Below are 13,382 nucleotides of genomic sequence, written 5' to 3' on the forward strand. Positions count from 1 at the left end.
CCAAGGTGGTCAAGCGTATGGATTCCGCCACCGTTCTTCCTTTGCTCACATCATGTGCTGTTTCAGGGCCCGCCCTGGAGGCCACGAAGTGCCCGGCAGGTGGTTGTCCGCCTGCCGGGCACTGCTGGGGGTGTCGCGCTTTGTCTTAGTCGATCTCGACGTCGTTCTTGGCAACGACCACCGAATCGCTGATGTCGTTGTACTCAACATCGAGTTCGTTGTCCGCCACCACAACGTTGTCCTCGACGTTGGTGTAATCCACGTCCACATCGCCGACGGTGGTGGAGTTGTCCTCGGTGTAGGTCAACTCGTTGTCCGCCACCACGATCGAATCGTTGATGACGTTGACATCGTCCACTTCCACGTTGGTGGAGTAGTCCGGCGAGTAGTCCAGATCCAGTTCGTTGTCCTGGACCACCACGGAGTCGTTGATGACCTGAACGTCCTTCAGGTCCACGTCCACGTCGGTGGAGTTGTCGTTGAAGGAGTTCGTGTTGGTGTTGGTGGTGTTCGTCGTGTTGGTGGTGGTGTTGGTATGCGTGGAGTTGTCCTCGTTGAAGGAATCCTTGATCTTTACATCCACGTCGACGTCCGTGTTGTAGGAGTCTTTGGTGTTGTAGGAATCGTCGGTGTTGTACGAATCCTTGGTCACCGAGTGGTCCGAGTAGTCGTTGCCCACGGATACGTCATTGTTGTCGCCGCTGGTGTTGACGTTGACGGAGTTGTCCACCGAGTGGTCATCGGTGTTGGTGGTCGTTGTTGTGGTGGTGGTGTTGCCCGAGTTCGTGACGTCGTCACCGGCAGCAATGGCACCGTCACCGGAGGCAGTTACGGCATCCTGGTTGAAGAACTGCGTCACGTTTCCATCGGCCCAGATGTTCTGGTTCACCGACTGGTCGGTGATCGTGTCGCGGTCGTCGATAGTGGTGGTGTACGAGTAGTTGTTCACCACGTGGACCAGCTGCTGGACTGCGTGGGCGTGGTCATCGTGGCCACCGCCCCAACCGCCGCCGGCACCGCCGCCGCCGTGCTCGTGATCGTCGTCGTGCTCGTGGTCATCGTGGCCACCGCCCCAACCGCCACCGGCACCGCCGCCGCCGTGCTCGTGATCGTCGTCGTGCTCGTGGTCATCATGACCACCGTCCCAACCGCCACCGGCGCCACCGCCGCCGTGCTCGGGACGTCCTCCGCCCCAGCCGCCGCCGTCGTGCTCCGGGCGTCCGCCGCCAGTGGTGGCGTGGTTGCCACCGGTGTTGTATTCACGGTCGAACGAGGACCGCGCATTGATGGGCGCGTAGTCCAGGACCACCGGACGGACGGCGTCCACGTCTGCGGAGGAAACGTCGCGTAGCCCTGCGGCGGCGAGGGCCGCTTCCGGATCACGAACGAAATCTTCGGCGGCATCGGGGTCGTTGAACAGGCTCATCAGGAACTGCACGAGCTGTTGTGCGAGTGTTGGCATTGGACTGCTCCCTCAAATTCTGTGGTGGGTGGTGATTGGCCCGGCGCCTTTGCCGGGCTTGCCTTCAACGTATTGCCGACGCCGGTGGCCGGGCATCGGGGGTGGTCCCCCTACCCCGTGGCCGGCCATTAGGGGATCGAGGGGTTTTCCATTAGGGGGTTGGGGGGTACCCGTTACGGAGGCGGGTACCCCTCCCCCAATGCCAGGCGCAGCCGGATCAGGAGTTCGGAACGGTTTTCGGCCCCCAAACGGCGCCGCATGCGGGCTACGTGGTGCTCCGCCGTGCGGGGCGAGATGTAGATGGCCTCGCCGATCTCGCGGTAGGTCTTGCCCTCCAGGATGAGGCGGCCCACTTCGCGCTCCCTTGCGCTGAGTCCCGAAGGGTCCTGCAACCCGGCAGCGCCACCGTCCCCGGCAGGAGGCACGTCGGGTGCAAGTGTGGCGCGTTCCGCAGGCGCAGCTGGGGAAGCGCCCTGCGGATGGATGTCGCGGGCACAGGCCAAGAGCCTCACCATGTCCCGCCGCTCGTCGGCATGTGCGGCGGCGTGACCGGCCAGGCGTGCGCCTTCCCATGGCTGTCCAACGGTGGCCAAATCGCGGGCGGCAGATTCGACGTCGGACGCTTCAAACCGCCCGGCCAGGACCGAAACCCACGCCTTGCCTGCGGTGGCGAGCACGGCAGCCACATGGCTGTGTTCCGACGCCCGGACCAGCGCAGCTGCGTGCGGTGCAAGTTCGGCCGGGCTTTCACCCAGGAGCGCGGCCTGCACGGCGGCCCAGTGCACGGGGACGGACCACAAGGGAGCATCCGGCACCCGCTCGAGGAACTGCCACACACCCTCCAGGTAATGCCCAACCCTCCGGGTCTCCCGCAACCGCGCAGCCGCAATCATGAGCTCACCCCATGGCAAGAGGCTGAAGAGGTCCGCGGACACGTGCATCATGGCCTCCCGTGCGCGATCCCAGGCGAGCACCAGCTCGTGGACTTCGCTGCCGCGGCGTGCCAAACCAACCTCCAGGGCGGCCAGGAGGAAGTCGTCCCGGGGCGACAGGGGCCAGTGGTTCGCCTTCACCGCCTCATTGATGGCCAGACGGGCCTCATCCGCGTTGTCTTGCTGCATGGCAGACCAAGCCTGCAACAGGAACAGCCTGGGACGGGCAGTATCACCTCCCTGCCCGGCGGCCAATGCCGCGTTCAACACGGTATCTGCAATGCCGGGTTCGCCCGTGTGCAGGGCACATATGGCGGCTAGGGCCGCCGGCGTCTCGGACAGGGGGATTGCTGACCGGGCGGCATTCATCATGTCCGAGGCCCTGATCAGTTCGGGAAGTGCCGTTTGCGGTCTGGGTCCGAGCGTCCGGAGCAGTCCTTGCTGGGTCAAGGACAATGCCACGGCCAGCAGAGTAGGTGAGCCTGCCGGGGGTGCCAGAGCTGCCAACTGTTCAGCTCCGGCAACGTTGCCTGAACCGATCATGGCCACTGCCGCCAGTGGGGCCGAGCTGTCGATCCTGTCAGCGCCAAGCCACGAATAGCTTTCGGCGCTCCGGGACAACATGCCCCGCTGCGCCCACACAGCTGCCGCAACGTCGACCCCTAAGCGAAGGTCCGGGGCGCCAGGGGTACCGAAGAGGCGGTCCACGATCCTGCCGGCGGTATCCAGATCACCAAGGGCCGCTGCTGCCTGCGCCCGTTTGGCCGCTGTGGCGGTCTCCTCTCCCCCGGCCAGCAGCGCCTCGGCATAGATCCCAGCTGCAAGGCCCGGATCAGAATCCAGAGCCGACTCCGCAGCGCGTTCCAGTTCCGCGACGACACGCGGGTCCTGAAATCCATGGCGCGCCAGCTGGCGGGCCAGGTCTCCCAGAGGACGGCCCTCCGCCGAGACCATGTCCACCAGTTCCTTCTGCAGCTCCCGGATACGCACAGGCGGTGTTGCCCTCAGCAGTGCACGTTGGACGGTTCCCACTACGGAACCGTCCGGCAGCAGTACGCCGGCGTCCTTCGCCGTATTGACCAGGGAGTCCAGGTCACTGTCCGCCAGGCTGCCGGGCAGAGGGGCGGGGAGGGAAAATCCCAAGGACAGGGCCAGGAGCAGCTCATGGACGGCTGCTGGCTGGCCTGTCAGTTCAGGTGCGGACTCCCCTGCATGCGAAGAGTCGCTGGAAAGGTGATTGTCCAGTCCGGACGGGAACCGTCCGGACTGGTGGTCGTGTCCCGCCATGGGTCAGACCGCCGGGGTGAGCGCGGGATCCGGTATCGGGTTGGTTTCTGACGGTATTGGTGCCGGATCCGCGGCTGGTTGGGTGGGCTCCTGCTGGGGCACCGTCGGCTCGGGCGACGGCGGCACCGGGTTTTGTGGCGCAGTGGGCTCCGGCTGGGGCGCAGGGGGCTCCGTCGACGGCGGCGGGACGCTTGGATCCGAAACGACGGGAGGCGTTGTCGGATCCGTTACCGGTGGCGGCACGGTCGGTGGAGTGGTGGCAGGCGGGGTGGTTGCAGGCGGTGGCGTGGGACCGCTGGCCGCTCCGCCAGTGGGCTCAGGAAGAGGCGTGGTGGTTCCCGGCGTTCCGGGTACCGGGGCACCATTCGTCCCGGCGCTGCTGCCCGTCCCAAGGGCGCCGCTTGTGCCGCCGGTTCCAGCCGCGCCCCCAACACTTGCCGGGGATCCCGCCGTCGAACCCTGGCCGGTCCCGGCCCCTGTGCCTGGTCCGCCAATTGCTGCTTTGCCCGATCGGGCAGGGCTCTTTCCCGTCCCCGTCCGCGTCACCCCAGCCCCAACGCTTGCCTCGAGTCCCGCCGTCGAGCCCCCTGCCGCTGGCGCAGCCCCGGGCGCTCCCCCGCTGCCAGCGTGCGGCGGGCCGAGCGGCGTAGCCTCGCCGCGCATGACGTCGGCTGCCTGGCTGCCGAACATGGAAGCCAGGATGCCGTTGCCTTCAGGGCTCTGCGCCGCCGTCGCGGTGGCAATGGTGAGCGCCGTCGCTGCGGTGACCGCTGCTGCTGCCAGCCGTAGGCGGGCGCGGGGTGCATGGCCGGGTTTGTCCGCAAACCTAGCGGCACTAAATTTCTTGGCACCGAGCTGAGGCCTGGCGACGACGTGGGCTCGCGATACCGCCCCGGGGCCGGAGGATGCAGCCGCCTCAGGAACCGCCGAAGCACGGGCCGCCACGGCCGCCGCATCCATGGCTGCCGAAATCCCGGCCCCCGCTACAGCCGCCCCCAAGCAGATGGAAGACTTCGGATCGGCGTCGACGGCGATAGGTCGGTCGAGTTCCACTGAAATCATCCCGGCCACCAAGGGAATGCGCGATGACCCCCCGATCAGCAGGACAGCACTCAGCTCCGCGGGCTCAACGTTGATACTGCGAAGGCTGCGCTCCAGTGCGTGCACAGTTTCCCGGATGGGCGCCTCGATCAGGGCCTCGAATTCGGACCGGACCAGCCGCAGTGTCCGCTGGGTTCCCGGCAGGGCGACGGCGACACTGGCTTCGCTGTCCATGGAGAGCGCTTCCTTGGCCTCGCGGCATTCCCGCCGCAGCCTCGACAGCGAGGCTTTGATCTCGGGCGACTCCGGATCAACCCCCTCGATGGCCCCACCCAGGTGGGCGATCACGTGGCGCAGAACGGCGGCGTCGAAATCGGCGCCGCCAAGGGTTTCAATGCCGTCGGGACGGCCCAGGAGCTCGAAGGTGCCGGGCGCCGTCTTCCGCAGAACCGCAGTATCGAACGTCCCACCGCCGAGGTCGTACACAGCGACGGTGCTTCCGTCCTCCACCCGTGTTTGGGCGGCATAGTGCAGGGCCGCGGCGACAGGTTCGCTGATCAGGGTGACATCCGCCAGCCCGGCGAGGTTAAGCGCTGCGAGGACAGTGGAGGTGCGGTGCCCGCCCCACGATGCGGGGTGCGTCATGATGATCGACGACGGCGAACTCCCCTCGCGCTCTTCGGCCCTGTCCACCACCCATCGGGCCATGGTGGCGTACACGTCCTCTGGGGCCAACCATGCCTCACCCACGGCAAGGGGAACTGAGTCCCCGATGCGCCGCTTGAACTCCCTGACCATCCGCCCGGGATCGTCCAAACCCCGGCGTTCAGCGGCCTCCCCCACCAATATCCGGCCATCAGCTGCGTAGAAAAGCACCGACGGCACGGCACTTCCATGCAGCCCCAGCGGCAGGATTTCAGGAATGGGCGAAGGAGACCCCGAGGGTCTGATGAGAGCTGCGGCTGTGTAACTTGTCCCGACGTCAATGGCGAGAACATAGCTCATGGGTACCTCGAAAGTTCACATGGCACGGCGCGAGCGAGCTGCTTCACTTGCGGATCCTGAACAAGTTAGCACCTGCTCCGGAGCGGCAAAAGGCTTAATTGCTACACCGATTTGTCAATTTCTTGATCCCTGTGATGACTATCCAGGTAAAGCTCCTGCTCAGAGCAGGGTTGGCTCCTAGAGCCCGGAGTATGAATGCAGGCCGTTGAAGACGGTGTTTACGAGGGTGAAGTTGATGATGACGCAGGCATAACCGACGATCGACAACCAGGCCGCACGGGTTCCGGTCCAGCCGCGCGTTGCACGGGCATGCAGGTACCCGGCGTACACAACCCAGATCACGAAAGTCCACACTTCCTTCGGGTCCCAGCCCCAGAAACGGCCCCACGCCTTCTCAGCCCAAATGGCACCGAACATGAGCGTGAACGTCCAGCCGATGAAGGCGATCGCGTTGATGCGGTAGGAAAGGTTCTCCAGGCTCAGTGCGTTGGGGACCACCCGCATGAAGGCCAGGTTGTCCTTGCGTCCTGCGGCCAGGTTCTTCTGCCGGTACGACTGCAGCAGCTGCAGCACGGACATGGCGAAGGTCAGCGTGAACAACGCCGACGACAGCACGGCGATGGAGACGTGGATGATGAGCCAGTAGCTCTGCAATGCCGGAACCAAGTGGCCCACCGGGGTCCAGAAGGAGACAGAGGCCGCCACGAGCATGATGATCGCCAGGCCCAGGACGAAAGTGCCCAGGAACCTCAGGTCGCGGCGGATCAGGGTGATCAGGAAGACTGCCACCGCCACGAACGCACCCGTGGTGAGGAACTCGTACATGTTGCCCCACGGCACACGGCCGGCGCCCAAGGCCCGGGTCACCACTCCTGCGCCATGGATCAGGACGCCCAGGACCGTCAGGGCGACGGCCACACGCGCCGGAACACGTCGTTCGCCTGTGTACCGCATGTCGCCCGCAGCGGTTCCGCCCGCGTAGGTGAGGCCCGACGTCGGCCGCTCGGCCCGCCCGGCCGGCCCACCGGCGTCGGGACCTGACAAAGCGGCCCCAACGCGACCGGCGCCGACAGCTACCTTCTCGCCGGTGGAAATGGCCGCGGCCTTGAGGTCCACTGCCTGGAAGGTCTTGCTGCTCTTCGCCAGATCCCAGGCAAAAGCGATGAACGCCACGGTGTACGTGCCGGCGGCCAACAGCATGAACAGCTCGCTGTACTGGCCCAGGGTTTCGTTGATGGCTGGCATTACTGGTCCTTCGAGGTTGAGGAAGAGACGGTTCGCGGTGCGGGGGGCTCCGTCGGGTCGGGGATGTTCCATTCGCGGGCAAAAAGTTCACGCAAAGCTGCGGCTTCGCCTGCGAGTCGGTGGTCTTCGCCGCGGGCAAGCAGGCCGTACTCCACCATGGTGCGGCCGTCCTCGTGCGTCCCGGTACGGACCCACACTCGGCGACGGTTGACGTACAGGGAGACCATCAGGCCGGCCACGGCAAGCAGGCCGAAGATCAAGGCATACAGCTGGCCCGGGTTGTGGTGGATATCCACGCCGATGTACTTCTTGACGCTGTCGAAACTGATGCTTCCCTTGCCTTCGGGCAGCGTGGCGCTCTGGCCCAGACCCAGCACGATACCGCCGGCCTCGAGCTTGCGCCCGTTCAGCTGGGTGAGGTCCCTGACGTCCAGTTCAAAGACATTCTGCGGCGCGCCATCATCCAGCCCCAGGTCACCGTAATAGGAATCCAGGGTCAATTGGGGGTTGGCCAATGCCGGGTCGGCGCTGAAGGAGATTCCCTGTTCCGACTCGAATGCGGTGGGCAGGAAGAAGCCGTTGAAGCCGAGTTGATCGGGCTTGCCGTCCGGGACCTTGATGACAACTGAGGAGTAGTAGTTGGCACCCTGCACTTTGGCAGTCACAGGTCCCTGGAAGGCCACATTGCCGTCGCCGTCCCGGACAGTGACCACGGGCGCGTAGCCGTTGCCCGTGAGGTACAGGCTGGTTCCGCCCAGGGAAACGGGGTCGTTGACCTTGAGCACTTGCTTCTGCTCGGGGGCGTCCGGGTTCTCCTTGGTGGTGACCTCGGCCGTGTAGTCGATCGGCTGGCCGGTCTTCTTGGGTGACTCCCGGTCGAACGTCGCCTGGAACTTGTCCAAACGGAGGGAGTACGGCTGGAGCGAGCTGCTCTGGAAGTTGGTCCCCGGCGTGAACTGGTCGTAGCCCACCAGGGTGTTCACGAACGTTTCACCTTCCACCAGGATGCGCTGGCCGCTGTATCCGAAGAGGCCGCCGATGGCCACGGACACCAGGACGCCGATCAAAGAGGTGTGGAACACCAGGTTGCCCACTTCCTTCAGGAAGCCGCGCTCGGCACCCAGGGACGGCAGGGCGCCGTCGACGTCCCGTACTTCAACGCGGTAGCCGCGCTTCTTGAGCAGCCCGGCGGCATCGTTGATGGCTTTCGACGCCGGGATCCCGGCGTCGGCGGGCAGCGCCAGGGTGCCGTACTCCGGAAGCCGCGACAGGCGCTTCGGGGTCCGCGGCGGCTGCGACTTCATGGCCTTGTAGTGCGCGATGGCGCGCGGCGTGACGCAGCCGATCAGCGAAATGAACAGCAGGATGTAGATTGCCGAGAACCAGGCTGAGGAGTAGACGTCGAACATCTGGAGGGCGTCCAGGAAGGGCCCGGTCGCGGGGTTGTTCTTGATCCACTCCGTGACGGTGACGGGGTTCGCGGCGCGCTGCGGAAAGAGCGAACCCGGTACCGCACCCACGGCGAGCAGGAGCAGCAGGAAGAGCGCCGTACGCATGCTGGTCAGCTGCGTCCAGGCCCACCGGAGCATGCCTTTGAATCCGAGCGCAGGTACCGCGGCCTCGGATTTGGCCTGCTGGAGCTTTCCTTCCGCTGTCTTTTCAGCGGCTGGTGACTTCTTCTTGGCTTTCACGGACCCGCTCATCAGATTGGCAACTTCACGTCGTTTTGGAACCAGTACTGCAACTCGGTCACCCAGTGGCCCCACACACCGGTGGCCATCAGGATGCCGAGCAAAATCAGGATGCCGCCGCCGATCCGCTGGATCGCGAGCCGGTGCTTGCGGAAGAAGGACATCACACCCATGCCGCGGCGCACAGCCAGGGCGATCAGGAGGAACGGGATGCCCAGGCCAAGGCTGTAGATGAATGCCAGCAGCGCACCTTTGGCAGCCGAGGAGCCGCCGGACAGGCTCAGCAACTGCACGGCAGAGTACGTCGGGCCGATGCAGGGGGCCCACCCCAGGCCGAACGTCAGTCCCAGGAGCGGAGCGCCCCACAGCCCGGCCCGTGGTTTCGCGTGGATCTTGGCGTCCCGCTGTAACCAACCGAACCCGCCCATGAACACCACGCCCATGACGATCACCAGGATGCCCAGCAGCTGCGTGATCCAGGCGTTCTGGGGACCGGTCAGGAGGGTGCCGAGTTGGCCGAAAGCGCCGCCCAGGAGCACGAAAATCACCGAGAACCCGAGGACGAACAGCCCGATTCCCGCCAGCATGCGGCCCCGCCGCTGCTTTTCCAGGTCGACGCCGGTCAGTCCCGTCACGTACCCGAGGTACCCGGGGACAAGCGGCAGCACGCACGGTGAGAGGAAGGAGACCAGCCCGGCCAGCAATGCCACGGGCACGGCCAGCAGCAAGGAACCATTGAGGATCGTCTCGGCGAATGGACTGTTCACGGCGACTACTCGGCCACGGCGGAGGTGATGAGGGCCTTCAAGGTGCTCTTTTCAATCTCGCCCAGCACGCGGGAGGCAACTTTGCCCTCCTTGTCCAGGACCAGGGTTGTGGGAACAGCACCTGGCGGGACGATGCCGGACACGGACAGCAGTACCGACCCGTCCTTATCGTTGAAGCTCGGGTAGGTGAGGTTGAACGTCTTGTCGAAGGCTTCAGCTGTGGCTTTCTCGTCGCGGAGATTCACGCCGAAGAACTGGACGCCCTGGTCCTTGTACTCCTGGTGCAGGGCTTCGAGCTGCGGGGCTTCAATGCGGCAAGGGGCGCACGCGGCGAACCAGAAGTTCAGGACCGTGACTTTCCCTTTGAGGTCCTCGGGCTTTACTTCGGTGCCGTTGAACAGCGTGCCTTTGAGGGCGACTGGTGCTGCGCGGTCAGCTTTGGCAAATTCCGTCACTGAGCCGTCGCCGGCGACGTAGTTCTTGTTGTCTCCGGCTTTGGCCTGCTCGGCAAGGGAGTCCTTCTGCGCGCAGGCGGAAAGGCCCATGGTCAGTCCGGCGAGCAGGACACCGCCGGCAGTGAGAACGCCGCGGCGGGAGAGGTTGTTGTCCATGTCTTCCTAAGCCCCCGGGGTGCTGGCCGCGCCGGGAAGCAAGGCTGCAGCGGGTTCGCTGTACTCAACTCGGATGATCTTGCCGTCGTCGTCCAGGGTCAGGGAGGTAAGCGACGTCAAGGTGCATTCACGCTTGCGGGGATCGTGTGCCAGCCGCCGCCCCTCGGCGGTCAAGCGGGTGGTCCAGATGGGAAGCTGGTGGCTGACCAAGATCGCCTCGGCGCCATCCCCGCCCAGCTCAATGGCCTTCAGGCGGGCATCCTCCACCGCCGCCAGCACACGGGCTGCCTGCTGCTTGTACGGCTCTCCCCAGGACGGGCGCAGCGGGTTGCGGAAGTAGAACCAGTGTTTGGGCTTCAGGAACTCACTCTTGGTGGGGTGGAGTCCTTGGAAGTGGTTCTCAGCTTCGATGATCCGCGGTTCGATGGTGACCTCAAGGTTCAGCGCTTCCGCCGTCGGCAAGGCTGTTTCCTGGGCACGCGTCAAGGGCGAGGCGACCAAGTGCACGATCTTGGCGCCCTCGGCAACGCGGGCAACAAAGTGGTCGGCCAGCATCCGGGCCATCTCACGGCCGCGCTCAGAGAGGTGGAATTCCGGCAGTCGACCGTAGAGGACGCCGTCGGGATTGTGGACCTCGCCATGGCGAAGCAGATGGACAGTTGCTTGGGGCATGTTTACCAGTTTCTCAAAGAAGCGGGGCGATCCGAAATCTTCTACCGCAAGTAGAACTCAAAATTTTCCCGAAATGTTCCGCGGAGTTGGAATAAAAGATGCATATGCATGTTTATACTAGACACGAAGCTCGGTTGACGCTTCAAGCAATTGGTTTCAGCCAGGCAAGCACGCAGTACCTTCCACTACCTATAGGAGCAACAACCATGATGACCCTCCCCGCTTCCGTCACCACCGGCACCTGGACCCTCGACGCTTCCCACAGCGAGATCGGCTTCACCGTCCGCCACGCAGGCATCAGCAAGGTCCGCGGCCAGTTCAAGGACGCTGCAGCTACCCTCGAGGTCGGCGAAACCCTGACCGATTCCAAGGTCAACGCAACCATCCAGACCGCCAGCTTCGACTCCGGCGACGTCAACCGTGACGGCCACGTCAAGGGCGAAGACTTCTTCGACGTGGAGAAGTTCCCGGAGATCACCTTCGTCTCCCGCCACGTCAAGGCCAACGGCAACAGCTTCGACCTCGTGGGCGATCTCACAATCAAGGGCGTGACCAAGGAAGTTTCCATCGAGACCGAATTCAACGGTGTCGCAGTGGATCCGTTCGGCAACACCCGCGCCGGCGTCTCGGGTGAAACCACCATCAGCCGCAAGGACTTCGGCCTCACCTGGAACGCAGTCCTCGAAGCCGGTGGCGTGCTGGTCAGCGACAAGGTTGTCATCAACCTTGAGCTCGCTTTCATCGCTCCCGCAGCTGCCTGATTTCGCAACACCCCGGACGGCGTCCCTGTTCAGCCTCGTGCTGCAGGGGCGCCGTTTTTAATACGGCCGTTTCGCTTGCGGGCGGCCAGCCTGGGGCCGTCCCGCACGCAGCCGTTTCGCACACGCAAGGGTCACCCGCCCATTGTTCGGCAAACACCCTGTATTTAGCTGCGAGTTAGCTCCGAATTTCCTATGCAACCTTCAACCTGCGGTCTACAGTGATGCCATGAGTACCCCAGATGAAGCACCCCAGCCACAGCAGCCCGGCGCCCAGCCACCGCAGCAAGGCAATGTTCCTCCTGCGGGCTACCAACCCCCCGGCGGTTACCAGCCACCCCAGAGCGGAGCGGTTCCGCCGGGCGCATACCCGGGGCAGCAGGGTTATCAGCCTCCCCAGGGCGGAAGTGTTCCGCCGAACGGGTACCAGGCTCCGCCGTCCTACCAGCAGCCGGGACAACCCGCCTACGCAGCACCCGCCGGTCCCAACCCGGCTCCGCCTGCCGGCTTGGGCTACAACGCGCCGCCGCGCAACGTCTTCGGTTTGGACTTCAACAACATCGCACAACGGTTCCGCGACACCACGGGCGTCCCGAAGACCCTGGTCACTTCCTATTGGCTCTGGATCGCCGCCGCGGCCTTGGGCGTGATTGCCAGCTTTGCGAACATCTTCATCTACCGGGACTACTTCGGGGCGTTGGCCGTCGGGACGGGCATCTTCAACTTCGTCTTCAGCCTGGTGATAGGCGCCGTCTATGTATTCATCGCCATCCGACTCAAAGAGGGAGCACGTTGGGCCAGGCTGGTTCTGTCCATCCTGGGCGGATTCGCCGTCCTGTCTTTGCTCTTCCTGCTCATAACCCTCAATTTGTCACTACTCAGTTCTGCCGCCGCGGTTGCCGCGGCCATCATGATGTGGCTCCCGGAATCGCAAAAACACTTCGTTTAGGCGCCAACTGAGCCGCAGGCCGCGGGCGGTCCCTTGGGGATCCCCGCGGCCTTCATCATGAAGACGTACTCCAACATGATGATTTTCCCTGGCCCCTTGAATTTCCTGCGTGTGGTATGCAGCGTCGCAGGAAGCTGGGGGTACGGTGGAAGCAGAACCACGCTGGGGGCAGGGTCACTTTGCTGATCCCGGCGGCCGTACCTGCAGTCGAACAAGCAAAGGAATGCCATGAGCAACCCTCCATACCCGCCGTCGAACCCGGGCGACTCCAACCAGCCCGCGCAGCCGGGTGGCCAGCCGGCAGCACCGCAGTACGGCCAGCAGTCCCAGCCTCCGGCAGCGCCCCAGTACGGCCAGCCCGCAGCCCCGCAATACGGACAGCAGTCCCCGTACGGCCAGACAGGTACTTCGCCTTATGCCCAGGCACCGCAGTATGGGCAGGACACCAACTGGCCCAGCCAGCAGCCGGGTCCTTCGACGGTACCCCAGATGGTCACCATCGCCTTCTGGTTGATAGTAGGAGCAGCTGCGATCTGGCTGATCTCCATCTTCATTTCCATTGCAGCGATGAACGATCCGTCCTTCAGGAACATGTTCGAAGAGCAGATGTCGGCCGGTGGCGCGGCAGATGTCCGCTTTGAAGACGTCAAGGGCTTCATCGTCGGCGTCATGGTTGCACTCGGAGTCATCGGTGCCGGACTTTACGCTCTCGTGGCCATCAACGTCCGCAAGGGCAAGAACTGGGCACGCATCCTTGGAACTGTCCTCGCTGCGCTTTCTATCTTCGCCCTGGTTCCGCTGAGCCTGGCAACGCTGTCTGCGCTGCTCGGCATCGCAGCGATCGTCCTGCTGTACCTGCCGGCGTCGGCTCCGTATTTCCGGAAGACGCAGCAGTTCGGAAACCCGTACGCCCGCTAAGGGCCGGCTTCCACACATCACGTCGGGCGCAGACCCGGTTAAGG

The 13,382-nt window shown here is 64.5% G+C and carries 11 protein-coding genes; 3 read left to right on the forward strand and 8 right to left on the reverse strand.

Translation table 11 applies throughout. The features are described 5' to 3' along the window. Positions 1-145: 145 nt before the first annotated feature. From ACFVSI_RS13685 to ACFVSI_RS13720, 8 genes are all read right to left on the reverse strand, one after another. Positions 146-1,462, reverse strand: coding sequence for an IniB N-terminal domain-containing protein (locus ACFVSI_RS13685; RefSeq protein ID WP_387824428.1), 1,317 nt, complete (start codon positions 1,460-1,462; stop codon positions 146-148). Positions 1,463-1,635: 173 nt separating this feature from the next. After that, positions 1,636-3,681, reverse strand: coding sequence for a LuxR C-terminal-related transcriptional regulator (locus tag ACFVSI_RS13690; RefSeq protein WP_387824431.1), 2,046 nt, complete (start codon positions 3,679-3,681; stop codon positions 1,636-1,638). A gap of 3 nt (positions 3,682-3,684) precedes the next feature. Further along, positions 3,685-5,727: an Hsp70 family protein gene (locus ACFVSI_RS13695; protein ID WP_387824434.1), complete on the reverse strand. Its 2,043-nt coding sequence runs from the start codon at positions 5,725-5,727 to the stop codon at positions 3,685-3,687. Between the two features lie 177 nt (positions 5,728-5,904). Further along, a complete protein-coding gene (ccsB, locus tag ACFVSI_RS13700) occupies positions 5,905-6,972 on the reverse strand; it encodes a c-type cytochrome biogenesis protein CcsB (protein WP_387824437.1) in 1,068 nt (355 codons plus the stop codon). Then, complete coding sequence (locus ACFVSI_RS13705; RefSeq protein ID WP_387824440.1) at positions 6,972-8,675, reverse strand: cytochrome c biogenesis protein ResB; 1,704 nt, start codon at positions 8,673-8,675, stop codon at positions 6,972-6,974. Before ACFVSI_RS13705 ends, ccsB begins: the two co-directional genes overlap by 1 nt. Then, positions 8,675-9,430 (reverse strand): cytochrome c biogenesis CcdA family protein, encoded by a 756-nt coding sequence (locus ACFVSI_RS13710; RefSeq protein ID WP_144659159.1) that lies wholly within the window; start codon positions 9,428-9,430, stop codon positions 8,675-8,677. Before ACFVSI_RS13710 ends, ACFVSI_RS13705 begins: the two co-directional genes overlap by 1 nt. A gap of 5 nt (positions 9,431-9,435) precedes the next feature. After that, entirely contained in the window at positions 9,436-10,041 is a 606-nt protein-coding gene (locus tag ACFVSI_RS13715) for a TlpA disulfide reductase family protein (RefSeq protein WP_144659158.1), read from the reverse strand. A gap of 6 nt (positions 10,042-10,047) precedes the next feature. Next, the gene (locus ACFVSI_RS13720) at positions 10,048-10,713 is read right to left on the reverse strand and encodes a histidine phosphatase family protein (RefSeq protein WP_387824445.1); all 666 of its coding nucleotides are present in this window, start codon (positions 10,711-10,713) and stop codon (positions 10,048-10,050) included. Between the two features lie 209 nt (positions 10,714-10,922). Between ACFVSI_RS13720 and ACFVSI_RS13725 the strand changes: the two genes are divergently transcribed. The 3 genes from ACFVSI_RS13725 to ACFVSI_RS13735 all read left to right on the forward strand — a co-directional run bounded on the left by ACFVSI_RS13725 (position 10,923) and on the right by ACFVSI_RS13735 (position 13,338). Further along, complete coding sequence (locus tag ACFVSI_RS13725) at positions 10,923-11,474, forward strand: YceI family protein (protein WP_387824666.1); 552 nt, start codon at positions 10,923-10,925, stop codon at positions 11,472-11,474. Positions 11,475-11,700: 226 nt separating this feature from the next. After that, on the forward strand, positions 11,701-12,420 hold the full coding sequence (locus ACFVSI_RS13730) for a hypothetical protein (RefSeq protein WP_387824448.1): 720 nt from the start codon (positions 11,701-11,703) through the stop codon (positions 12,418-12,420). 228 nt (positions 12,421-12,648) lie between these two features. Next, positions 12,649-13,338: a hypothetical protein gene (locus ACFVSI_RS13735; RefSeq protein ID WP_387824451.1), complete on the forward strand. Its 690-nt coding sequence runs from the start codon at positions 12,649-12,651 to the stop codon at positions 13,336-13,338. The last annotated feature ends 44 nt before the right edge of the window (positions 13,339-13,382 follow it).

This window comes from Paenarthrobacter sp. NPDC057981 (genome assembly GCF_042886835.1).
In the GTDB taxonomy this organism is placed as follows: Bacteria; Actinomycetota; Actinomycetes; order Actinomycetales; family Micrococcaceae; genus Arthrobacter.

Bases quoted from the DNA above. Each gene is read 5' to 3' on its own strand.
- ACFVSI_RS13685 (WP_387824428.1), bottom strand. From the start codon at position 1,462: ATGCCAACACTCGCACAACAGCTCGTGCAGTTCCTGATGAGCCTGTTC.
- ACFVSI_RS13715 (WP_144659158.1), bottom strand. From the start codon at position 10,041: ATGGACAACAACCTCTCCCGCCGCGGCGTTCTCACTGCCGGCGGTGTC.
- ACFVSI_RS13725 (WP_387824666.1), top strand. From the start codon at position 10,923: ATGACCCTCCCCGCTTCCGTCACCACCGGCACCTGGACCCTCGACGCT.
- ACFVSI_RS13730 (WP_387824448.1), top strand. From the start codon at position 11,701: ATGAGTACCCCAGATGAAGCACCCCAGCCACAGCAGCCCGGCGCCCAG.
- ACFVSI_RS13690 (WP_387824431.1), bottom strand. From the start codon at position 3,681: ATGGCGGGACACGACCACCAGTCCGGACGGTTCCCGTCCGGACTGGAC.
- ACFVSI_RS13705 (WP_387824440.1), bottom strand. From the start codon at position 8,675: ATGAGCGGGTCCGTGAAAGCCAAGAAGAAGTCACCAGCCGCTGAAAAG.
- ACFVSI_RS13735 (WP_387824451.1), top strand. From the start codon at position 12,649: ATGAGCAACCCTCCATACCCGCCGTCGAACCCGGGCGACTCCAACCAG.
- ACFVSI_RS13695 (WP_387824434.1), bottom strand. From the start codon at position 5,727: ATGAGCTATGTTCTCGCCATTGACGTCGGGACAAGTTACACAGCCGCA.
- ccsB (WP_387824437.1), bottom strand. From the start codon at position 6,972: ATGCCAGCCATCAACGAAACCCTGGGCCAGTACAGCGAGCTGTTCATG.
- ACFVSI_RS13720 (WP_387824445.1), bottom strand. From the start codon at position 10,713: ATGCCCCAAGCAACTGTCCATCTGCTTCGCCATGGCGAGGTCCACAAT.